A 22,780-nucleotide genomic window follows, 5' to 3' on the forward strand; every position below is an offset into this window, starting at 1 on the left:
GCCAGCAAGCCAAGCTTATGCCGGGGGTGTCCTGGTGCCGCTATAGCGCATGAGTTAGGGGGCTAAAGGTCTGGAGGAGTGGGGGTAGGGAGTGAGGATAGTGGTGCCCAGAGCCGGACTTGAACCGGCACGTCCCAAAGGACGGGAGATTTTAAGTCTCCTGTGTCTACCAATTCCACCATCCGGGCGGATAGGGCGATCGACGGGTGTGTAGATTATCCGCCGACTGGACCAACCTCATGCTGAGACTGGAGGGAGAAAATGGAGGCTAGGGTCGGAATCGAACCGGCGTACACGGAGTTGCAGTCCGCTGCATGACCACTCTGCCACCTAGCCATAGGTGTTGAAAACGTCGCGGATTTTAGCGGAATAACGCAAAAAATCCCAGTGTTTTCTGATACTTACGTGCCGCAGGGCGTGTAAGAGGGCGCTATTCTATGGTTTGTCTGAGATTAGTCAAGGCTATTTGTCCAAGACTCGCAAGTTGGTCAAATAGTGATCTTTGGCTAGATTGCGCGTCGCTTAATAACTGGAGGAGATGGAACAGCTTTTAGTATTGCCAATTGTTCTAAACTTTTTGCGAATCAAGCTGGTAATCCACCGGTGGTGACCAATACTGAGAGTAGCTGGCTAGCACACATCTCCCCCCCCAAGTGTTGTTTAGTAGTGCCGGCCGGGCGCCTTCCTCCATACGGGTGCCCAGTGTGTTGTAAGGATGAAATCCTCCAAGTTTCACTCCTAATGGTCTTGGCCCTGACGCTCTCCCCCCCCCGTCGTCAGGGCTTTTTTTTGCCCGTAAGAAATGTCCTTTCCAGTTGCGGCACACTAGTGCCGGCTGCATCTTCAACCAGTCCGCGAAACTTTTTCAGTGTCACCTCGCCGCGTTCAGCGGCCAACGCGGCTACCACGTCATCAAGGCTGCGTTTACCATTGCTGGATGTCTGGATGGCCTGGTCTATCTGGTGCAGCACAACAGTAGCTCGCGCGGTAATCGGTCCTGAAGAGCGTTTTACCAGCAGGTTCGGCGACTCTTTACCCCACTTGGCAAGATCCTCAAGCGCCTGGTTATAACGACGTTCGCTGATACCTCCGGTCCTTAGCAGTGTCTGCAGTGAGTAGTACTCGGCGATACCCTCAACAATCCAGTCGCTTTCTTTATCGCCACGGATGCCTGTGCCCACGTGAACCAGCTCGTGCAGCATACTGCTGGTGCGATTGCCAGAAATCAGCGGTCGGTCCGCGTGCATAAACAGGGAGCGTGTCCCGGATAGCCCGCCGCGCCACATGGGGTCGCCGGCCATCACGATCAACAGCTTTTGTGGGAATTCCGGGAATACTTTTTTAAGCTCCGGAAGCGTCCAGCTCAGGAACGCCAGTGTGTCCTGGCGGCGTACGCCTTTGCCAAGGGGTGCTGCGATCACCGTGTCGGTCCCGTCGATAACGTCCTGCCGACTGCCAATGCGGCCTGCAATCATCCAGCCCTTGGGACGGATAAAACGGCGGCCGGGGTCTTTCAATTGGAAGACCCCGTCATTGTCTTTTAGGTAGGGTGCCAGAGTGTTCCAGTCATCAGGTACCTCAACCCGCAGAGTAGCGGAAGACTGGAGCGATTTTGGGGCTCGTGCCGAAATCGGAGGAATCAGTTTGTCCGTACGGAGAATCGTCCACTTGTCCGTCATTAGTGAATCGTAACGACCGGATGATTTTTTCTCGTCGATTTTGAACTCGTATTCGATTTGGGCTGACTTGCCTCTGGGCGTCCAGATCGCGCGATCGCCTTCCAGAGTCAGGTTTTTACCACTCAATTTCAGGTGGCGCTCTGGGTTCAGGTGCAGAGTCAGCTGGTTTGGCAGGGAATCCCCGGCAAGCGCTATTTGAACCTTTGCGAGGTCATTGCCTGGGGCGAGGGCGACCTGGTAGCGGATGTCGTAGGTCGAGTCTTCCGTCGCATATACGAAGACGCTGCACAGGCTCAACAGCAGGGCAACTGTGACAGAGGTCACGCAGTGGGGGAGGGAGATTCTGGAGAATTCGACTTTCCAAAAATAATGCATGGATAGCTTCTAGTCCGGTTTGTGAATTGCGCTTGTCAGTATGACAGCGGAAAACGGTAACAGTGCCAGAGGGTACTCTCCAACAGGCCGGGGGGCGACCCTGGCCTGCGCAATCTTTGCGGATATTCTCGGTTCAGGCGTTGCAGGGCTCGGTTTTTGCCTCTGAGGCCCGCTTGAGCTGGGAATAAACCAGCCTGGCCGCCACCAGATCTTCCAAGGCGTGCCCAACGGATTTGAAGCAGGTCACACCACTTCTGTGTATCGGCGTTTGTCCTTGGCAATGGGATGGCAAGTCACCCAGTACCGAGGCTTCCCTGATCACGCCGTTTTGAATGGGAATGTGAAGGTCGCCGGTCTCCGTAAGTGCATGGGGTAAAACGTCAGTGAACAGTGCCACCCGTTTGATCAGCTGGTCATCCGCTTCCCGCATGTCCGGTCGGTAGGCTCCTACCAGATCGATGTGCTGTTCTGGTCTTAGCCATTTACCATGGAGTAGGGGGTTTTTACTGAGTGTGGCGCAACTCACAATGTCAGCGCGTGCCATACCCTGTTGAATGTCGCTACATATTGAGGCCGAGCAGGGCAGGTCGGCAATCTTGTCGATCACGCGCTGGGCCTTTTGAGTGGAGCGGCCCCATACAAGCACTTCCTTTATTGGGCGTACACTCGAATGCGCTCGGATCAGTTCCGGCGCGAGCGTCCCTGTGCCAACCATCAGTAGCGTATGTGCATTTGCGGGTGCGAGGTAGTCCGCTGCCAGGGCCGAAGCTGCCGCCGTGCGCATTGCCGTAATACTTGCGGCGTCCATGATTGCCCGTGGTGTCCCGGTGCTCCCATCAAACAACGTGTACTGTCCCTGTATGGAGGGCTGCTCCCGATTATCCGGGGCTACGACAACGGTCTTTACACCCAGAAACCCGTCTGCCTCCCAGGCCGGCATCAGTAGCAGGGTATTTTCATTGTGGTGCGTTTGTGTGTATTGGTAGTGATGGTGGTGGCGCCGGGGTACCTGAATCATCTGGTTGCGAAACGCCTTTCGTAGCGCGGCAATTAATTGCGGGTACTGGATGGTTTTGCGAACAATTTCGGCGGAGATGAAATTCATAGGGTTGTTCTTACTTATGGATGTATTAGCACAGAAAGCCAAGCACCGTTGACGCGGTCAGCGCAGGAAATCCATTCAAAATGATCCGCAGGGGCTCGCCGCCGGTATGCATGTCGATAGCATCGATGCTGGTCCATCCCTCGGTAAGTTCCGTCGGTAAATGGGGGGTTAGTGGGGCATCTACTTCCATTGCGGTCCCGTGCAGCCTGCAAATATTACTTTTGCCGACAATGTCAATAATTGTTTTTGGGCGCAATGATGGAATTCCAGCATGCGCAGATGAGAGTGGGGGCGCTGACGGACTTGTAGGTGGAGCCTGCTCGGTAGTGTTTAAAAGGAGGGGTGCTTGGGCAGCGGGGATTTGAAATAGATTAGAAAGAAAATGGTGAGAGAGAGTTCGAATACCCCTCTGAAACCACCGCTTTTCCTGAGTCTCTCTCAATGCACGGCACTAATAGGCCCCCAAATCGGCCCCCGATTGCCTGCGTCCGGCTGAGGTACGATTCCTCTCCCGCGCGATTATACGCCATGATCCCTGTATGTGGCGCATTTATGAGCGAGATAGGGGCCCAAAGTTTTGAGGGAATTTGTGCGAGGGGGCCGATCGGCTCGCAGCCCTGCCGAAGTTAATAACGCGCCCGGGGGGGCTCGCCCATCGACATTGATCCGTATTAACCATTTGGTCCGGTCACCTGAAATTAATCACCGTAGGCTCAGGTTTAGCCGGTCCCTGTAACTGTTTGCTGTCAGCTGTGGGGGTACGTGGCTTATCGGTCTATTTCGTCGGGGCGATCGCCGCTAGTGTCGACATACAATGGGAGCCTCCTATGCAACCTAGTTTCCCTTGCGCAGCGTGGCTATGTGTCGGACTCATTGTCCGCGTCGCCCAGATGAAAGATAGTTCCGACATTTATAGTTCTCCTTTCGGCCTTGGCTCTTAGAAAACCCTTTTCAAGTTTCGTAGGTTTGTCAGCACCGATGGTCGCAAATTCTCGGATGGTGTTAGATGGCTTCCAAATCATTCGAGGTTCAACGGATTGCGAAAGCTCTAGGCAGAGCCGTTCAATCTTAGGATCAGTTTTAGATAAGGGAAGAAGCTCAGCATATAGTTCGGGAGAAGTTTTGAAGTTTCCACACTTTGGGCATTCTACCGCCACTCCATTCTTGGGGTCGAATGTAAGCATTGCTTTTACAAACCGGACAAAAATCCAAACTCATGGGCTCTATGGCACATAACGCCGACAGCACGCGCCGCGAAGCCGGAGCGAAGCAAAAATTTGGCGGCCCCAGTGGCTGGTGTTGTTAGCGGTGTGGATGTTAATTTGTTTCTATCCGTATTTACTTATTTCCCGTCTCTCTCGACGATTTTCACTTTTCGCCTCATAGATCACTTTAGTCATCCGATATCTTTTTGAGTTTTTAATTTTCATCCCGACCCAGGGTTTGATCAGGCTTTTCCAGCTTCCAAATACCAAAAAAACGATAGCTGCATTTATAAAAGCAAAACTTAGCGAAGTTTCGCTGATGGAAATATTTATCACTGAGAGTGCTTTCGAGATAGGCTCGCTCGACTGCGAAAGTGATAGGAAGGCAATCGTAGCCAAGAGAACATTTAGGATGTTTTGGCGATTCCGTTCAAGATGACCTTGATAGAGAGAACGATTCATTATTGCTTCGGTGAATCGCTGATGAAGTGTTGCCACGCGGGTTTCCAGGCGCCAAGTTTCATAGTAATTCTCCATTTGAGTTATCTCTTCACTTGCAACCAGAAAACCGGCAGGATGCCCGAGGGGAAACAAGCTGTCGGCATATTCTGCAACCAAGAGATCACTGGCTAGAGACGAGCCGCCTAGCAAAGTATCGCTTTTTCTTTCCAGAACGCGGCAAAGCTCATCTATAAAGAGAGCCTCCACCAATATCGAGATGGCAATTGAAGTTGAAGGGATATGAGAAACCTTCCAGTCTAACTTAATATCATGGTTTCCAACATTAACGAGGAAAGACGTGTCCCCGATTGGTTGGCTCCCAAAGCGCTTCCGCAGTTCATTCACCACCTTGGCGTACGGAAAATCGAATTTATGCTGGTAGTGTCGTACCGCTTCGCGGTGGCTAGTGGCGCCATTAATTCTCTGAAGCACAACGCAAAATCCCATCTGATTTACGAATAATGTACCGCATTCGATCTGGAACTCTTTGTAACGAAGATTTTTTGGTGCGTGAGGAAGTGTGGCTCGTTTGCTCCAATCTGCGAGTGACATTAGGCTATTTCCTAAGTCAAAGGTGTGACAAAAATAATAGCCGGGCTCAATTCTTACCATGCCGAAAAAAAATCTCCCCATTCTCTTTGCCTCATGGCTTCAAAAAAAACACGTGGTGAAGAACTCTTAAATCTATCTTCGAACCAAAGGGCGCCTAATGTATAAGAAAGACCCATTCCGGGATATTGGAAAAAGTTCTCAATGCTAGATTCAGATACATCTTTCGTATATCCAGACCCTGAGGTTCGCGCTTTAATCTGGTCCTGTATTTCGTCTGGGTTTACGCAGTCGAATAGTTTGAGGCTTTGACATTTGGCGCTTCTAAGGTGGTCTCTTAAATCAGCATCGCATGTCGCCCACTCGCACCAAGTTGCCCAGCCTTCCACTAGGGCAAAGGCGCCATGATCAAAAAATTCAGGTCTGATCCTCTCGATCAGGTTGTAAAAGAAACCATGGCCCAAGACCTCGTGACCAATTGTTGCGCGGAGGTTTTGATAGCCGATTTGATTCGGATTGTCATAAACAATTAGCTGGTCCATATCATTGCCAGTGAGCGATCTGGGCCAATATTCTGCAAAACCTGGGTCTTTCGCGATTACTATTTCAAAGTCCGGTATAATTTCTGGTAGTCCACGCAGCGGGGCTGGAGTGGTATTAAGCAGCTCATCAATTATTTCTTCCGTCAGCTCTAGTAGATTTCGATCTAAAATACTTTTGTCAGAAATTTGTGGTTTTAACGTTGCTTGTGAATGTCGAAGTAATCTGTCAAGGTCTGCGCCAAATATCGGTTCGAAGATTTCTCTATGATGGTTGATGAAATTCGTTTCGGTGGACTTTTTTATAATCGAATTCAGTGCGTCTTTTTGCTGAGATTTCAGTCTTTTTGCTTTGCTTACTCTTGAGTAATATTTTCTCGCCAGAAATTCAGGTGTATAAAGTGGCTCGACGTCAATGGCTGCATTTATGGCTGAATCAGTATCGCCCGCTTCATCGCAACAGTACGAAATCATCTGGCCAACTGATAAATGGTTTACGAAAAAATCAAATAATTCTTCCATAATACGGCTTGGTAGACTATGCCGGGTTGTTTTTGAGGCAACGTCTACTTTCGACCTAAGGGTCTGCTCGAAGGCGATTCGGTACCGCCAATCCCAACACTCAATATGACTCAACTAATAACCTCCGATTAAATCAACATTCAATCAAAATGAATTCGTTGGCTGAGGCCTAAAACAGTGGCGCATTTGTGCGTCAACCTGCATTTACCTAGTAGCCACTTCCTCTACAGCGTCCTCGAATTGCTTTTGTAGCTTTTCGGAACTTTTAAAATAGCTAATTCCGATCAATAAACTGATAGATCCAATCAATGAAGTGAGCAGTCTTATGAAAAATAATATTTTGTCTTCTGGGAGACTGGAGATGAAGGTGGCGATTTCCTTCGCGACTTTTGGGTCTCCCATATTAGGGAATTGAAAGAGCAGAGAGAATACGCTACTTATTAAGAACATTGACATTCCGGCAAGCATGAAAAAGTTTGACCTACCATGTAAGTGAGTGATTCTGGAGGCAAAGAGGGGTCTATAGTTATCGTCTAATTGCAGCCTAGAAACTTCACTCGCCCACTCTTGCTTTTCTTTCTCATTCCTGTTTTTTCTTGATTTTGAATAATTTGCAAGCCAGTTATCTATTCGTGGTTTCAAATAGCCCGCTATCAGGCTAACGACGACTCCAACGAAAACCACTCCAAACCACCACGATATAGAGCTGATGTTCTTTACAATCTCTTCCATTATTTATTTCTCTGTATATTATGGCTAACACCGCGCTCACCCGTGGACAAATATGTGCCTTTTGTCAGCTTTATGCGCTCTCATTATCGTGAATAAAGCGCACAAGTTTGTTTGCCTTCTGCGCTTGGCTAGGTTACTAATCCACTTGGTTCCCGGTTGTTGGGAGTAGCACGGGAACCTCAAACTGGATTCTACTGACCGATGAATTTTGGGAGGCATTTGTGTTAGCGGGAGACACAGATATGGAGCCTACAGAACCTCCGTCAGACATAGAAGACTGCTCTTCAGTTACAGTAACTGCCACATTGAACTCTACTTTTTGTAACGGGACACCTGTCTCTTGACAGAAAGCATGACCTTCCGTGTTGCTATTGAATCTCGCCGTGATGGGGTTTACTTTTGCATCCTGGGTATTGCCGTACTTTTGAGCGGCAACCACTCCCTTAATAATTTGTTTTAGTGTTTCTGATACAAAATCATCTAGTTTCATTATTTACACCAACAAAGAGACAATAAGCGAACCAATTGAGGCAATATTTCCCGCATGAGGTAAGCTAGATAAAAGAGCCTTAACAACAGCTTTACTTGGCTTTTCAGCTTCAAATTGAGTTTCAACTGCATCAATAACTTCATATGATGCATCCGTATCTTCTTTGGGAAGTTTTAATCTATCAATTTCACGCCGGAGAGAATCAATGTGTTCTTGGATCTCTGGATTTGCATTCGCGATATTAACTGAATTATCCGTTGAGTTTTGATTAATTCGGTTGTTAGTCCCAGAAATGTTGTATGTGATATGCGGGATTTCCGCTTTTGCCTCAGATACACCGAGTTTAGTGACATCCATTTGGTAACCAGCTGGAATACCATGAAATGCTTCATGGAAGCCTGGGTCTATTACTCTAAACGTCTCTTCCGCGCCGTTGCTCATTTTTCGCTGAATCAGGTCACCGGCTTCAATTAAGATATCGGATCTTTGAATAAATATTCTATTCTTTTGGACGCTTGACTTGACGCTAGGAATTACGTCCCCGTTTTTCTTTAATACGCTCACTATATCGATCAGTAAATCATGAAAGGGCATTTATATATACTCTATTCTCTGTGGGTAACTCGGTAACTCGGTAACTCGGTAACTCGGTAACTCGGTAACTCGGTAACTCGGTAACTTAGCGTCGTGCTCAGGAGCGGCATACTTTGCGTACTTAATGTGCACACATGGAACGAAGCGACTGCATATAGAGTGCGCAAAGTAAGCCGTTCCTTTGCTGCGCTTGTTATGCATTTATTTTGGTCCTTTTCTCTTGTTTATTTTTTTCGCCAATGATTGGGCTTGCTTTCTCTTTTTCGAAAAAATTTCATCTAGAAGTTCGATTGTTAGCTCATAAGAATCAAGCACGTCATCTAGCGTGACATTGTGATTACTGTGACTTCCGGCATTGCCAAGCCATTTGACAGCTAAAAATATATCCTTTATGCCGTCGTACTTGGCCGGCAGAATATCAATTCTTTTATGCAAGGATAAATAGTATCTTTTCCCATTATTTGTAGTAAAGCGCTTGACCTTTAAGTAGGTCAATAGGTGCTCTAAGGCTATACGAATGTGATTGGCGGAGGATGGTGGATCAGTAAATATGAGAGAGAAAGATTTATTTATTTCTTTCTCAACATCCTCAGGTAATCCTTTTGGAAGCGGGAACGGCCTAAGGTGCGGATGAAATACTACTGGCCGAAAATAGGAGACATAATCGCAGTCAGGATTACCATCCTCATCATAAAAATGTTCCTCCTCGTCCCAGCCATAACCAGAACTAGAAACAACCTCTTTGCACGCAGCATTTGAGCATTCCAAAATTCCACTGTAGATGGAACCATAATATTCCGGGCCCCATGCTGGATGATCATGCATATCTCGAGAGGCTTTAGTTTCCTTACTGCTAAACGAGTCTTCAACAATAACAAGTCCTCCTTTTGAGCATGAAGGGCATTGATATCTTGTTGCTGCGCCTCTCGTGAAGGGTAATTTAAAAACAGTTCTATCCATCTATTCCTCTGACGCATAACATTTTAATCGTAGTCTTAAACAGCACTATTCTATGGATACTATTCATACAGCCTTTTAGTGCTCAAACATAGAGGTTCCAATACAGATTATTGACTTAACTTGGTCATCTCCATCCCGTATTGAACTACAAACTGATCACTGCGACCACTATCTCGATTTCAGAACGCCCCAGTAATTTATTGAAATTTATTCATTTTCTTATGTCTGCGGTGCTATTGTCGAAATAGTAGTCGGCATGAGCGAAACGCAGGTTAGTACCTGGTCAGGATTCGTCAGCATTTGGTGAGGGCTCGATAGGCATTCATGACAAACGGTGCTCAGAAAGCTACCGGAAGCTTGTTTATTAACCACTTGTAGTGCGATCGATATTGTAGAGTGATGTGCCAAACTTTTGGGGTGCCATAGGTGCGTATCGATTCGGTCTGATCAAAAGCCGCCAAGTTCAAGGTAGGCCGGGGGCCTTCCACCAATGCACTCAAACCTTTTGATGCTATTTGACCACCCACCTGATATTTAGAAATGTATCGATCTCAGCATCACCACTCCCAGCCTGACCGTAACATTAATGTGCGCTGTCGTTTCGGTTTGCGACATCCCTGCTTCTCTATTATCACTATTGTTTCGTACAAGATTCCGCCTCAAAGTCAACTGTTCCACCTACTTGCGAGTAAGGAACACCCACGAGAGCACTCGCTGTGCGTGTTCTGCAACGTATACTTTTTTGAGCAATATGCTGGCGCACGTATTGCCTTGTCCTAAAAAGTGTTCAACAATGCCTTTAATCTAACGTCTTAGACTTTGTTGAACATTTGGGGGAATAGTTATGTTGGTTGGATATTGCAGAGTTTCATCTGTCGGCCAGAACCTGAACAGCCAGATCGACCAGCTGAAAGCGGCAGGAGTAACGGAAGATCATCTATTTACGGAAAAGCGCAGCGGTGCGGATAAGGCCCGTCCTATTCTGGCTGAGTGCCTGAGGCACGTCCGCAAGGGGGATACCCTTGTTGTTACCCGTCTGGATAGACTGGCGCGCTCTGTAGCGCATTTGTGTGAGATTCGGGATCAACTAGAAAAGCGGGGCGTAGAGCTGAAGATTCTCGCCTTGAACCTGGACACCTCGACCGCAGCCGGAAAGCTCACCTTTGGCCTTCTCGCGAGTGTTGCTGAATTCGAGCTGTCCATTCGTGCTGAACGTCAGGCCGATGGTATTAAGGCTGCTCAAGAGCGCGGGGTTCAGTTCGGCAGGAAGGCAAAGCTGACCGATGAGCAGGTCGAAGAATTGCGCCAGCGTCACGCTGAGGGCGAGCCTGTGGCAGGGCTAGCCAAAGAGTATGGTGTGAGTCGCAACACTATTTACACGGCTATACGGGCATCCTGAGGCATCAGGTTTTGGCCTGTATTTATTTCGATACAGGTCCGATCCCAACCCCAAAATCATAAAAATACGCCACACTCATTTGTCGCCCAAAAATTCTTTCTTAGGCCGTTCTACCCCGGCGGCGAAAAGCTTTTCGAGGTTTTTTTGAGCGCCAGCGTTTACGTCTTCGTAAAATTCGACATTAAGCCGCCAGTCCTCGCAGAATTAACAGCAACCACTACGCCATCAGGTTGAGTGTTTACATAAGCTGGCGGCTAAATCCAGCGCGAGTAAAAACCTGTCGTCAGTTCTTTTTGTCCGGGCTTTCTGATAGCGCTTCCATACCGATTCTCGACACTGGTGAACCCGTGCCCTGAGCGGCACTCGACCTCGCGCTCCCCCGTCCTCCAGATAACAATCCAGCGCCACCACTGCCTTGATCGGTAAGCGGATAATCTTAGCAGGCATCCTTGTAGCTCCTGATGGCGTCATTGATAACTTTGAGGCGGTGCGGCCCTATATCAGGGCAGGCTGAGATTCGCTTATCCGTTGCCGCAAATAGCGCTGAGAGCGTGCGTAACCCTCCACGGTAGAGGGCGCTGGATATGGGGCGAGGAACGGAAAGATTGCGGACGTCGTCCTGGGCGTAGCGCTCAGACTCATCTACCGGGATCATGGCGAGTAGGGTTTCCGACAGTGCGCATAGATCGGCCCCTGCCGCTCTCAGTAGCGCCATTGCACCCTCCACGCCATATTCCAGATCGGCAAGGGAGTGATCTGTGTAGCAAGCTCTTAGCGCAGCCCATTCCTGCATCAATGTGTCGGCACGTATCGTTAAGTTTTCCTTTAGCTGATAGTGCTGGTGTGCCAGGTGAAGTTTTGCCTCTTTGCTGAGTGGTTTTTTCACTTTTGTGCGCCTCCATGCGCTGTTTAAACACCACGGGCGTCCTTGCCCGGTTGGTAAGGTTCGACCGTTGCACCCGGCCAGTGAAAGCGGGCGGCTGTCAACGCCTCGACATAGTCACAGGACTGGCATGTCATTCGCACCTGCCGCCCATCAGGTAAAATAATCTGCCAAATCCGGAATGCCGGCTCAGGTGGTGGCGGATTTGGCGGATTGGCGGAAAGTGATGGCTCATGCGGGGCTGCGCTGGCGGACGGCTGGCGGACGGCTGGCGGATAGGTGGCGGATAGCCTTTCACCCACAGTGAATCCGCCAGATCTCGGCCTCGGTAAATCAGATCAAGCATTTTCGATCACCTGCCATTTTTGCGGATGATCGTTGTCGCTGGTCTGGGTGATTTTCAGATAGCCGCGCTCAACCAGAATCCCGAGAAGAGGGCGGCACTGCCGGGCCATGCGAAAACCGCGAGGCAGCTTTTTGAAATCCACTGACGCCAACTCGCCGCCGTGATCCCTGATCCACGTCAGTAAATCACTGCAGGCGATTTCCTGTGCGTCCTGCTCGGCCTCCTGCTCGCGCACGGAAATCACGGCAAGGTAGTAGGCAATCAGTTTCCCGGCGCGCTCAACGTGCGCAGCGGAAATTTCCGGGTTGTGTCCGCTTTCCGGGTCGTGCTCGAAATAAGCGAGTACAGCAGCGATGCGGGCGGCGTTTTCGGCAGCCTTGGATGCGAAGGAACGAATATCGCGGTATGCGCCGTCCTCGCCCATCTCGCTCTCTATGCCGTCGTGGAGCGCTCGCCATGTTGCCAGTGCCTCACCTTTAATTTCCAGCGTCTTGAGCTTCAGCCCGCCGTTGTCGTCCACCTCGGGTGTGCCGCTGATTAGCGCTTTTTGTCGTCTCCAGACTTTTTGCAAATTCGGGTCGTACTCGGGATTTTCGTCGATTGGTCGCGGCTGAATAAAGCGGCTTCCCGCCAGACTATCGACGCGAGTGATTAAGAATCTCGGCAAAAATCCCTGACCGACCATCACCGGATCGGCAAGCACTTGGGCGGCGACAACAGGCTGGCACATCAAGTGGCATGACAGGCGGCGATTAGCGAGGATGCCGGATTGCCCCTCAGTTGAGCGAGTGCGTGTAAGCGGCGAGCCGTCCCAGCAACTGGATAATGTGGCCAGCATCCGGCCCCGCGATTCCGGCGTCATGCCGTGGCCGCCGAAAAATCCTATTCCCTCATCGGAAAACAGCCCCGCACTCGGGTTGCCGTTCTCAAAATGCCGATAAATGCCTTCGGGTGTGGGCTCAGAAAATGTGAGATTTGGGCGCTGGGGTGGCTCCGGTCGCTGGACTTCGTGAGCCTCTAAATCTTGCTCTAACTGTGTCTGCGCGTCCTGCGACAGAATCTTGCCCTTGCCTGTCGCCGCTATAGAATCCCGGCGCGTCTGCCATGCGGTGAGCTGGGCGCGGTAATCCGACTGCGCCTGCCTGTGAGCCTCGATCCGCTCGGCTTCGACTTCGCGTACACCTCGGAGCGCGAGCTTATCGACAGAAGTTTTCCGGTCGCCACTCGCGGCGACGGTCAGGACAAATAAGCTCACCGGCCCTGTGCCAACACCCCCACGGCGCACGTTGATATACTGCTGCACAGATAGTGCGGCAGCAGCCAGTACTGACGCACCGCACATAGCTAGAGGAGCCTGCACGAAATAGGCGATACTTTGCGCGGCTGGTCCTAGTATTGGCCCTAGTGAGTCAGTCGGAAAATCGGGCACTCGCGGCCTTTCCATCAAAGGCTCGGGACTAGTCCGCCATTCGTCCGCCACCTCATCCGCCGCCTCAAGCCCGCGGGGTTGCTGGGAATCCGCCAATCCGCCATTTCCGCCAGTGTCAATTGCTCGGATTCCGAGAACTTCGCAAATCTGGGTATTAGCGCGCGGACATTCGAGTTGCTGGCGTACGGCATCTAGACCGTGGGCACAGTGGATATCGTTGTAATCACTACCTGGGTCATCGACAGCAAAATCTGGCCAGAACACGGCACCCCCAACGGCACGGGCGGCCTCGACAGCTTTCTTTATGCCGATATTCCCGTCACGTCGCTGGTGGTCGTTATCGGCAGCGACGTCGATTCTAAGGTTGGGATATTTGGCTCGCAGCGCTCGCGCTACCAGAAGAAGGTTCCCCGCATCAAACGCAACTATCACTGTTATGTTGGTGGCCTCCCGCACTGTGGCGCCAGTGGCGAAGCCCTCGACGAGTAGCACACGGCCATCAGGATCGATATTCCCCAGCGGGCAGAAATAGCCTTGTTTTGCCGCGCCGGGTAGGTAGCGTTTTGTGCCGTCCGGGGTGGTCCATTGGATATTCCAAAGCCTGTCGTCCACGTCGACCAGCGGTAAAAGCAAGTTATCGTATATCTGCCGTGCGACGTGGATCTGGATACCTTTGCGCTTGAGGTAGGGGTGATCGGGATCGGCAGGGCTGGATTCTCGCCAGAATTTATCTGCCTTCTGGGCTGCCTGTGCTTGCTTCTTGCGGCGCTCAGTTGCGGTTTGCTGTTTGGCTTTCTCTGCCAGCTTGCTAAGCCTCCGGCGCTCTGCACGGGGCAGCTCCTCGAGGTTGCGACAGCTCCACCTCTCGTCGATGTCGCGCTTGTGACAACCGAAGGCACCAGCCGGGTTATCGTCTAGGTGCAGCAAGTACCAGCACGGCGTGTCTGTATCGCCGTTCATGCCGAACCTGTGAAGCTCGCCGTCGGCGTCGATGTGGTCGGGCGGCTCTAGTCCAGCGGCGAGCATCGCCTGCCGAAAATCTTCAGTGGGTGAATTCATGCGCACATTTTCCATTTCGTGCGCACCGGTATAGTGGAGCGGTAGGTGGTAAAATATGCTTGCACCCCCAGTGCAGAGCATCATTCTGTGACCCGCCCCGGACTCCGGCGCGGGTCATTTATTCTCAGAGCTGTCGATCAGTTGTTGCTGGAACTGCCGGATAGTAGAGACGCGCCAGACCGAAGTTTTGGGTGCCAGCTTAATCGGGCGCTCGATCCGGCCGTCTGCAACCAATTTCCAAAACGAGCTGAGTCCAACGCCCAAATAGCGGGCGGCTTCCTTTGCGCGAACAAACTGGTCGGGGTCGGTGGGGAAGGGGGCTGTATCTGTGGTGGGCATTGTGGTCGTCCTTGGTTTCTTTGAACGACAGGAAAAATATGCGCGCGAGGAGGGTGACGGCAAAGGGTAGGCCCAAGGTAGTCGGGGGCTACCTATTCCATCTGGTACGCATCTTTTTTCGAGTCGTCCTCGGATGTAATTGGGCGACTCGAAAGATATGGTTTGGGGGCGGGGCTGTCAGTTTAGGTAAACTGCTAAATAGTTTACCTAAACTTTTTTCTTGGCCGCTGTGTTGGCTTCACCAAAAATTTTCCTGAGTTTGGTGTCCTTGACGCCGGTGAGGTGACCGTATTTTTCAATTAGCTCGGGTATCAGTCCCTCTTGATTTCCCCCTGTGCAGTCAAGCAACTCCTCTTTGAGCGCCCAAATTATGTTGAGGATACTGTGCCGTTCCCTTTCCGGAACATCGGGTGCAGTGATGGGGGGCGCTGGAGTCTCTGGTTCGGCAGGCCATAGTTCGTGGTCAAGGGCCCACTGCCGCCACGGCGGTGTGAAACCCTTAGATTCGGCCCAACGAAGGAAGTAGGGCACCCGCATCTTGCCGTCTCGCATAGCATCGTCTGAGTGGGTAGTGTTTTCCCATACATCGAGAATGTCATTGCGCTTCATGATGTAACGGAGCATTTCCGGCTCATCGGCATAAAGGCAATCGCGGGTTGGGCGGTCATCGAGCCAGTAGAGTTTCCCGTCATCTTCCGAGGTTGGTATGTGCGTGTATCGAGGATCAAGCCCGAGCAGCAGGAGCGCCGCATCTTCCGGCGGCCAGTGATCCATGCGCAGGAAGTGCGCGACGGCGGAATAGTCGGTTGTGGTATCGGGCATCCAATCCCCCAGTGGCGCCCCCAGTGCAGGACGCCGGGCTGGGGGTAGTAGATTTCCTTAGACAAACTCGGATTCTACTGATTTTCTCGCGGACAGGGGAACCACGTTCTTGCCGGTGGCTTGAGCCTTCAGGTGGTCGAGATAGTCAGCCCAGCGTTGCATCATTGCCGTGCGCTGCGGCAGGTGCCGGGTGCGGTTGTATGCGGCGCCATTGGCGTCCTTCACGGAGTGCGCCAGCTGGTGCTCGATATGCTCCACCCTCTCGTTAAGCTGTTCGTCCAAAAGAGTACGGGCCATCGCGCGGAAGCCGTGGCCTGTCATCTGCTCATTGCTGTAACCCATATTGCGCAAGGCTACACGCACGGCATTCTCTGACATACAGCGGCTTCCACCTCGCGGTGAAGGGAACAAGTAGCGGTAGCGTCCGGTAAGCGGTTGGAGCTCACGGATTATTTCTAGTGCCTGCTGACAGAGCGGGATAATGTGCGGTTCGCGCATTTTCATTTTTTCCGCCGGTATCTCTATCCGTTGCTCGGCCCAGTTGACCTCCGACCATTCCAGCGCGCGCAATTCACCCGGGCGGCAGAACAGTAGCGGGGCCAGCTTCAATGCGACCTTTACCGTCGGGGTGCCTTCGTACAAGTCGATAGCTGCCAGGAGTTTGCCCGCACCGACCGGGTCAGTGATTGCCGCGAAGTGCCGCTTGCGCCCCGGCTTCAATTGGTCACCCACCACGGCAGCGGGATCGCTTGTGCACTTGCCCCCGGCAATTCCAAAGCGGAATACAAGGCTGGCAGCCTGCTTGGCCCGCTTGGCAGTTTCCAGCACTCCACGCCCTTCGATCTTCTTCAGAACGGCCAGCAGCTCGGGTGAGGTGATTTCGGCAATGGGGCGGCTACCTATGTAAGGGTAGAGTTCGCGTTCCAGCATCCGCTTTGTCCTGACGCGGTAGCTCTCTGATTTACCGCCCATTTTGGTTTTGAACCAATCGTCGGCGACGGCCTGAAAAGTGTTAGCAGCGGCTTCCTGGCTATCGGCGAGCCGGGCTTTGCGCTGGTCGATTGGATCAACGCCTTCCTCTAACAGTCGCCGAGCTTCATCGCATTTCTGGCGTGCCCTTTTGAGGCTGATTTCTGGATACGCTCCGAGCGGCAGTTTCCGCTCTTTCTTGGTGACAGGGTGGCGATATTTGAGTTTCCAATGCTTACCACCGGCTTTTGTTACCAGCAGATACATGCCCTTTGCATCGGTGAGCTTGTAGTCCTTGTCTCGTGGCTTGGCTTGTCTGATTTGAATTTCTGTTAGCGGCATCCCGTATCCTCAATAATCCCGGGGGCTGCGGCGTAACTGGGGGCTGATTTTTAGCTGATTTTTCATCGGCCCCCACGTCAGCCCCCAAATGCCTATAGCTGGCAATGTAAAGGTTAGACTAAACGAGAGGAAAACGACGGCGAAAGCTAGGAAATTAGAGGGGTGTAGGGCTTTTGGGGATGAGCTTAGATTAAGAAATGGTCGGTGAGAGAGGATTCGAACCTCCGACCCCTTCGTCCCGAACGAAGTGCGCTACCAGGCTGCGCTACTCACCGACTTATCCAGCGTTAATTCCATTGCGGAATTTGCTTGGGCTTCCTTGTGAAGCGGGCGGCATTATAACAGCCGCTCCGCCTCTGTAAACCACTGATTTCATTAAATTTAGCAGTTGGGCTCCGCAGGGGCTTTTTGTCGATCAGTTCTTGATCTGACGGATCAAACCTTCCTGTGTGGTGGAGGCGACCAGTCTGCCATCGCGGGTAAAAATCTGCCCCCGGCAGTAGCCGCGCGCGCCACTGGCGGATGGACTATCGGTCACGTAAAGCAGCCATTCGTCCGCGCGGAAGGGGCGGTGGAACCACATGGCGTGGTCCAGGCTTGCCGGCATCAGGTGCGGGTCGAACAGGCTGATTGGGTGCGGTTGCAGGGCGGTACCCAGCAGGGCCATGTCGGAGGCGTAGCAGAGGGCGCTACGGTGTTCGATGGGGCTATCGGACAGCTCGCCATCCACTTTGAACCAGAACATGCAGCGGGGTTCGCGCACAGCGCTGTCGAAGTAGCTCATTGGGTCCACTGGACGAAAATCGACCATGTAGCGGCGCTGGTTCTGTGCGGCACCTTGCATACCCGCTTCTTCTGCCAGCTGCTGGGTGTTTTTGAGGTCTTCCGGTTCAACCAGGCCTTCCGTCGGCATTTCTGCCTGGTGGTCAAATCCCGGCTCTTCGATCTGGAAGGATGCCGACATATTAAAGATAGCTTTGCCATTCTGACGGGCGACCACACGCCGGGTAGTGAAGCTTCCGCCGTCCCGGATCGGGTCTACATCATAGATGACGGGCTTTTCGCTACTTCCCGGGCGGAGAAAGTAGGCGTGTAGTGAGTGAGGAAGGCGGTCTTCCACCGTGCGGGCGGCAGCCATCAGTGCCTGCCCGAGAACCTGTCCACCAAAGAGCACTTTGCGGTAATTCTCGACATGCTCCCGGCTACGGAACAGATTTGTGTCCAGTTGCTCGACATCGAGGAGCTTGCTCAACTTTTCCAACATGGGCGATACTGCCTGTCTTGTGTAAAATTTTTACTTGAATACTGCGCCGCCGATGCCCGTTTGTGGCGAGGCGGACCGAAAATAATAGCAAGCGCTGGCTAAATGACCATTACTGAATTTATCAAATCCGATGTAAAAGCTGTCCTTCAGGCCGAGGGCCGCTTGCCGTACAAACTGACTTTGGGGGCCATGTCTGAGCATTACAAGGTCAGCCTGACGCCGGTCAGGCATGCGGTGGATGAGCTGGTCGACGAGGGGGTAATCCACCGGAAGGATAACGGACGGCTGGAGGCAAAGCCGGAGGTCCTGAAAGGCGTCAAGCTGGAGCCGCCAAAAGAGGACGCCACTGAAAAGAAACTGTACGACATTATTCGCCAGGATGTGATTGCGCGCAGTTTGAACCAGGATACCGAGTACCTTCGTGAACAGGCGACGGCGGAGGAGTACGGTGCCGGGCGCACTGTGGTCCGGCAGATATTTTCCCGCTTGGCCGGCGCGGGGCTGATCGAGCATGTACCCCGTTGCGGTTGGCGGGTGCATCCGTTTAGCGAGCAGGATATGCACGACTACCTGGATATCCGCGAGATGCTGGAACTGAAAGCGCTGGACCTGGCCCGCGGCCACTTTACGGATGACGAACTGCAGAAACTGCTAAAAGCGAACAAGCCGGGAAGGGGCAGTGCAAAGTCCGAGTTGGATTTTGATCTGCATGATTACTGGATAGAACGCTGCGGCAACCGGTACATTTCAGAGTTCTTCAAGCGCTACAGCCCTTTCTACAACGCACTGTTTAACTACGCGGTGATCGACGAGAAAGTGAAAAGGGAAATGGCGCGTGAGCACTGCGAGATTGTGGAGTGCTTACTGGCCAAGGACTGGAAGGGCGCGCGTAAGGCGCTGAGTACACATATCAGGGATCAGCGTGATGCGGTGTCGCGAATGATTGAATACCTGAATCAGAAAAAACCGGCGTAATTGCCCCGCAAAATCTGGGCAACTACTCGCAGCACGAAAAAGGCTTGCCACTCCCGGCAAGCCTTTTTTCCATCAGAAGCCGTGGGCAAATGGATCTTCTGGATCGAGAATGATTGTGGATTCCGCACTGATATACGCGCTGCCGGTGATTGTGGGAATGATACGAGCACAGCCATCTCGGGCGGTCGCGGCCGGTTGAAGCTTAGCCTCGAACACACTTCCGATAATACTTTCCTGTCGCCAAACCTGGCCCGCTTCTATAAGGCCGTCATCGTAAAGACATGCCAGTTTTGCGCTGGTACCGGTACCACAGGGTGAGCGGTCGTAGGCCTTGCCCGGGCAGAGCACAAAGTTTTTGCTATCTGCGTGACCCGGGTCGCTGGGCGGCGAGAACAGCTCAATATGATCGATTTCTTCACCGTTCTTGCCACATATGCCCTGTTCGCGCAGCGCCTGCCGCACCTGCCAGCAGAAGTCGGTAAGCTGGTCGGTATTATCGTGGCTGATGTGCTGACCATGATTGGTAATCAGGAAGAACCAGTTGCCGCCCCAGGCGATATCGCCGCTGAAACCGCCAATGCCATCCACGTATACCGGCACGCCTTTTCGGTAGCGATAACTGGGCACATTCTCGACACTCACCCGATGGTTGTTATGCAGCACGAAAGTGACATCGCCAACCGGCGTTTCGAGGGTGTGGGCCCCGGGCGAAATGAGTCCCCGCCGTGCCAGGGTCGCGGCGAGGCCAATGGTGCCGTGGCCGCACATACCGAGATAACCGACGTTGTTGAAAAAAATTACTCCAGCTGTGTTAGCGGGATTTTCTGGCGGGCACAGCAGGGCGCCCACCAATACATCAGAACCGCGCGGTTCGCAGATCAGGGCAGTACGCAGGTGGTCAAATTCTTCCTGAAACACGGTCATGCGCGTGGCCATGCTGCCGGTGCCTAGGTCTGGTCCACCGGCGATGACAACCCGGGTGGGCTCGCCCCCGGTATGTGAGTCCACGACCTGAATTGTGTGATCCTGATAGCCGTTCACGTTTACTCTCCAGCTTCTTTTTCTAGTGTACGGGCATTTCCTACCCGCGCACATATTCTGCTGTGGCCGATCATCAGATCGGCTCTCTGGTCCAGTTGCCGTCCACTGATCGCCAGGCGTTCAGCGGGTTTTCATCCTGTAGCAACGGTGGCAGGCGGTGCGGACGCACGTTGTCGTAGCAATCGAGTTTGCTGAAACGCACCACGGACGCCGGTACCCCCACCGCAGTAAACCCGGGGTGTCCTGAAGCGGGGAAGGGCCCCCCATGGTTCATGGCCGGGGAGACCGCGACACCTGTTGGCATTTTGTCATTCAACAGTCGGCCGACCTTGCCGCGCAGAATGGGCTCAATGATCTCGTAGCGCTGATCGTCTGTGCCATCGGAGGCGGAATAGATACACCCTGTGAGGTTGCCTTCCAATGAACGCAGGATGTCGGCGGTCTGCTCGGTAGATTCACTGATCACCATTAACGCTGCATTGCCGAAGGCTTCGGTCTGGAAGGCTTCCGGGCTGCTGAGAAACTCGCTACCGCGCACGGTCAGCAGTGTGTTCGGTATACAGAAACGGGGTTCATTCACCGGTGTGCTATTGGTGGCGAGAGTTGCCCCCGCCTCGCGCAATTGGGCGATCGCCCGCTGCAGGCCCTGCTGCGTGCCGGCGCTTAACAATGTGCCCGGCTCAGTGCTGTCAAATAACTCTCCACAGCGGGCAATAAACAGCTCACCGTCATTATTGGCGGGAACAACAACCAGACCGGGGTTGGTGCAAAACTGGCCAGTGCCCATCAGGCAGCTGAGGGCGAATTCGCCGGCGAGGGCCTCGCCGTGTTCGCGCAGGGCCCCGGGCAACATCACCACGGGATTGATGCTCGAAAGCTCTGCGTAAAACGGGGTGCCGACCTTGTCTGCTGCCTGCTTGAGGGCCAGGCCCGCTCGCCGGGAACCGGTGAATGTACCTGCGCCTAGGCGCTTGTCAGCCATCATCCGGCAGCCATCTTCGCGGCCGATACCGAAGAGCAGTTGCACCGTGGCTAAAGGGAGATCCGCATCCATGAGTGCCTGAAATGCCAGTTTCGCCAGCTTGAGGCAGGTGCCGGGGTGCGCGTTATGCGCTTTGGCGATGACCGGGTTCCCCGCGGCAATCGCGGCCGCAAAATCACCACCTGCCACGCCGTTGAAGGCGAAGGGAAAGTTGTTCGGCCCAAAAATCATTACCGGTCCAATGGGGGCGTGCATACTGCGGATATTTGCCGTCGTATCAAGGGTCGCTCGCGTCCATGAATGGTCTCGCGCCGCCTGGGCAGCGGCACGCAGCTGGCCAGTGGTTCGCGGCAATTCCACACTGCGAAGGCGGGGCTCCAGAGGCAGGCCTGTTTCTTCGTGGGCTAGCGCGCAGAGTTCGTCTGCCGAGGCTTCGATGGCATCGGCGTACAACTCCAGAAAGCGGGATCTGGACTCCGCAGGTACCTTTTTTAACGTGTTCGCTGCTGCGCCGGCGGCATCTAACGCAGAATCGCAATCGCTCCAGTTCGAAACCGGATAGGTGCGGTCAATGGTATTGGCAGTCGATGGATTGGTGGGCTGAAAGCGGCCGCATTCGGCCGCTTGTCGCCACTCACCCGCAATAAGCACGGGGGCTGTGTACATGGCGAATTCTCCACTCATGGCGTTACTTGATCACCGGGCGGGTGGCGATGGCGGTGTGGATGATATTCAGCACGGATTCTCGCTCCGCCCCGGTCAGTGACAGGCGTGGGTTGCGGCACTGCTCACTGCCGAGACCACACTCCTGCACCGCCAGTTTGATGTACTGGACCAGCTTGGGTTTGGTATCCAGGTGGAGCAGGGGGGTGTACCAGCGGTACACCTTGCGCGCCTCGTCATAATTGCCACTGGTAGCCAGATCCCACATCAGGCGGTTTTCCTGGGGAAAGGCGTTCACCAGGCCGGAAATCCAGCCATGGGCACCAAGGGCAATGCTTTCAAGGGCGAGGTCGTCAACGCCGCAAAAGAGAACGAAATCGTCGCTGACCAGGTTTGCGATGTCCGTCAGGCGGCGCGGATCATCGGAAGCTTCCTTGACCGCGACGATATTGCTCACACGGCTGAGCTCGGCGACTGCTTCTGCAGATACATCCACGCCGTAACAGGCGGGGTTGTTGTAAACCATTACGGGTAGATCGGTTGCCGCGGCGACACCGCGGATGTGCGTGACGATTTCATCGGCATCCGCCTTGTAAGACATGGGCGGTAATACCATTAGCCCGTCGACACCCGCTTCTTTCGCGGCTCGGGCGAAGTTGCAGGCCTGCGAGGTAGTGTATTCAGATACACCGGTCAATACCGGAACCCGGCCGCCTACGTGCTTGACCGTCGCCGACAGCACTTCAATTTTCTCTTCCTGGCTGAGTGAGCAGTTTTCCCCCACGGTACCGAGCATTACCAGCCCGTTGATACCTGCTTCCAACATCACATCGAGGTGCTTGAGAGTGGCGGCAATGTTCAGGGACTCATCGGCATTGAACTGGGTGGTTGCTGCGGGGAATACGCCGCTCCAATCGATTTGCATGTGACTTCCTCATCATGGTCTTAAAGTGCAAATGGGTAGCCAACATGATTTGTTGAAAAAGCCCTTTGCGTTTAGTTGTTATTGTGTACAA

The 22,780-nt window shown here is 52.9% G+C and carries 20 protein-coding genes and 3 tRNA genes; 2 read left to right on the forward strand and 21 right to left on the reverse strand.

Features of this window, described 5'->3' with window-relative positions; all coding sequences use genetic code 11:
* Positions 1-101 precede the first annotated feature (101 nt).
* From LC059_RS14360 to LC059_RS14410, 11 genes are all read right to left on the reverse strand, one after another.
* Positions 102-188, reverse strand: a tRNA-Leu gene (locus LC059_RS14360).
* Positions 189-262: 74 nt separating this feature from the next.
* Positions 263-336, reverse strand: a tRNA-Cys gene (locus tag LC059_RS14365).
* A gap of 440 nt (positions 337-776) precedes the next feature.
* Entirely contained in the window at positions 777-2,054 is a 1,278-nt protein-coding gene (locus LC059_RS14370) for a hypothetical protein (protein WP_226704553.1), read from the reverse strand.
* A 133-nt stretch (positions 2,055-2,187) separates the two neighbouring features.
* Positions 2,188-3,159 carry an ornithine cyclodeaminase family protein gene (locus LC059_RS14375; protein WP_226704554.1) on the reverse strand — a complete coding sequence of 324 codons (972 nt, stop codon included), beginning with the start codon at positions 3,157-3,159 and terminating at the stop codon, positions 2,188-2,190.
* Positions 3,160-3,184: 25 nt separating this feature from the next.
* Positions 3,185-3,349, reverse strand: a complete 165-nt coding sequence (locus LC059_RS14380; RefSeq protein ID WP_226704555.1) for a hypothetical protein — start codon at positions 3,347-3,349, stop codon at positions 3,185-3,187.
* Between the two features lie 1,138 nt (positions 3,350-4,487).
* Entirely contained in the window at positions 4,488-5,417 is a 930-nt protein-coding gene (locus LC059_RS14385; protein ID WP_226704556.1) for a hypothetical protein, read from the reverse strand.
* A 53-nt stretch (positions 5,418-5,470) separates the two neighbouring features.
* Complete coding sequence (locus LC059_RS14390) at positions 5,471-6,475, reverse strand: hypothetical protein (protein ID WP_226704557.1); 1,005 nt, start codon at positions 6,473-6,475, stop codon at positions 5,471-5,473.
* A 204-nt stretch (positions 6,476-6,679) separates the two neighbouring features.
* Entirely contained in the window at positions 6,680-7,207 is a 528-nt protein-coding gene (locus LC059_RS14395) for a hypothetical protein (protein WP_226704558.1), read from the reverse strand.
* Positions 7,208-7,343: 136 nt separating this feature from the next.
* The gene (locus LC059_RS14400; protein ID WP_226704559.1) at positions 7,344-7,697 is read right to left on the reverse strand and encodes a hypothetical protein; all 354 of its coding nucleotides are present in this window, start codon (positions 7,695-7,697) and stop codon (positions 7,344-7,346) included.
* Positions 7,698-7,700: 3 nt separating this feature from the next.
* Positions 7,701-8,291, reverse strand: coding sequence for a hypothetical protein (locus LC059_RS14405; RefSeq protein ID WP_226704560.1), 591 nt, complete (start codon positions 8,289-8,291; stop codon positions 7,701-7,703).
* 201 nt (positions 8,292-8,492) lie between these two features.
* Complete coding sequence (locus LC059_RS14410; RefSeq protein WP_226704561.1) at positions 8,493-9,251, reverse strand: DUF4145 domain-containing protein; 759 nt, start codon at positions 9,249-9,251, stop codon at positions 8,493-8,495.
* A gap of 844 nt (positions 9,252-10,095) precedes the next feature.
* Here LC059_RS14410 and LC059_RS14415 point away from each other — a divergent pair.
* A complete protein-coding gene (locus LC059_RS14415) occupies positions 10,096-10,650 on the forward strand; it encodes a recombinase family protein (RefSeq protein WP_226704562.1) in 555 nt (184 codons plus the stop codon).
* A 436-nt stretch (positions 10,651-11,086) separates the two neighbouring features.
* Here LC059_RS14415 and LC059_RS14420 read toward each other — a convergent pair whose 3' ends face one another.
* The 7 genes from LC059_RS14420 to LC059_RS14450 all read right to left on the reverse strand — a co-directional run bounded on the left by LC059_RS14420 (position 11,087) and on the right by LC059_RS14450 (position 18,103).
* The gene (locus tag LC059_RS14420) at positions 11,087-11,536 is read right to left on the reverse strand and encodes a hypothetical protein (RefSeq protein ID WP_226704563.1); all 450 of its coding nucleotides are present in this window, start codon (positions 11,534-11,536) and stop codon (positions 11,087-11,089) included.
* A gap of 335 nt (positions 11,537-11,871) precedes the next feature.
* A complete protein-coding gene (locus LC059_RS14425) occupies positions 11,872-14,382 on the reverse strand; it encodes a DUF3987 domain-containing protein (RefSeq protein WP_226704564.1) in 2,511 nt (836 codons plus the stop codon).
* Between the two features lie 99 nt (positions 14,383-14,481).
* Entirely contained in the window at positions 14,482-14,706 is a 225-nt protein-coding gene (locus LC059_RS14430; RefSeq protein ID WP_226704565.1) for a helix-turn-helix transcriptional regulator, read from the reverse strand.
* Between the two features lie 207 nt (positions 14,707-14,913).
* On the reverse strand, positions 14,914-15,528 hold the full coding sequence (locus LC059_RS14435) for a hypothetical protein (protein ID WP_226704566.1): 615 nt from the start codon (positions 15,526-15,528) through the stop codon (positions 14,914-14,916).
* 57 nt (positions 15,529-15,585) lie between these two features.
* Positions 15,586-16,839, reverse strand: a complete 1,254-nt coding sequence (locus tag LC059_RS14440; protein ID WP_226704567.1) for a tyrosine-type recombinase/integrase — start codon at positions 16,837-16,839, stop codon at positions 15,586-15,588.
* 198 nt (positions 16,840-17,037) lie between these two features.
* Positions 17,038-17,114: transfer RNA gene (locus LC059_RS14445), tRNA-Pro, on the reverse strand.
* Positions 17,115-17,254: 140 nt separating this feature from the next.
* The gene (locus LC059_RS14450; protein ID WP_226704568.1) at positions 17,255-18,103 is read right to left on the reverse strand and encodes an acyl-CoA thioesterase; all 849 of its coding nucleotides are present in this window, start codon (positions 18,101-18,103) and stop codon (positions 17,255-17,257) included.
* Positions 18,104-18,205: 102 nt separating this feature from the next.
* Between LC059_RS14450 and LC059_RS14455 the strand changes: the two genes are divergently transcribed.
* Positions 18,206-19,078 (forward strand): GntR family transcriptional regulator, encoded by an 873-nt coding sequence (locus LC059_RS14455; protein WP_226704569.1) that lies wholly within the window; start codon positions 18,206-18,208, stop codon positions 19,076-19,078.
* Between the two features lie 72 nt (positions 19,079-19,150).
* Here the strand turns inward: LC059_RS14455 and LC059_RS14460 are convergent, their stop codons facing one another.
* The 3 genes from LC059_RS14460 to LC059_RS14470 form a co-directional block, all read right to left on the reverse strand.
* A complete protein-coding gene (locus LC059_RS14460; RefSeq protein ID WP_226704570.1) occupies positions 19,151-20,119 on the reverse strand; it encodes a proline racemase family protein in 969 nt (322 codons plus the stop codon).
* Positions 20,120-20,192: 73 nt separating this feature from the next.
* Positions 20,193-21,767 carry an aldehyde dehydrogenase (NADP(+)) gene (locus LC059_RS14465; protein WP_226704571.1) on the reverse strand — a complete coding sequence of 525 codons (1,575 nt, stop codon included), beginning with the start codon at positions 21,765-21,767 and terminating at the stop codon, positions 20,193-20,195.
* A 22-nt stretch (positions 21,768-21,789) separates the two neighbouring features.
* On the reverse strand, positions 21,790-22,689 hold the full coding sequence (locus tag LC059_RS14470; protein WP_226704572.1) for a dihydrodipicolinate synthase family protein: 900 nt from the start codon (positions 22,687-22,689) through the stop codon (positions 21,790-21,792).
* Positions 22,690-22,780 lie beyond the last annotated feature (91 nt).

It is taken from the genome of Microbulbifer elongatus, assembly GCF_020524885.1.
GTDB lineage: Bacteria > Pseudomonadota > Gammaproteobacteria > Pseudomonadales > Cellvibrionaceae > Microbulbifer > Microbulbifer elongatus_A.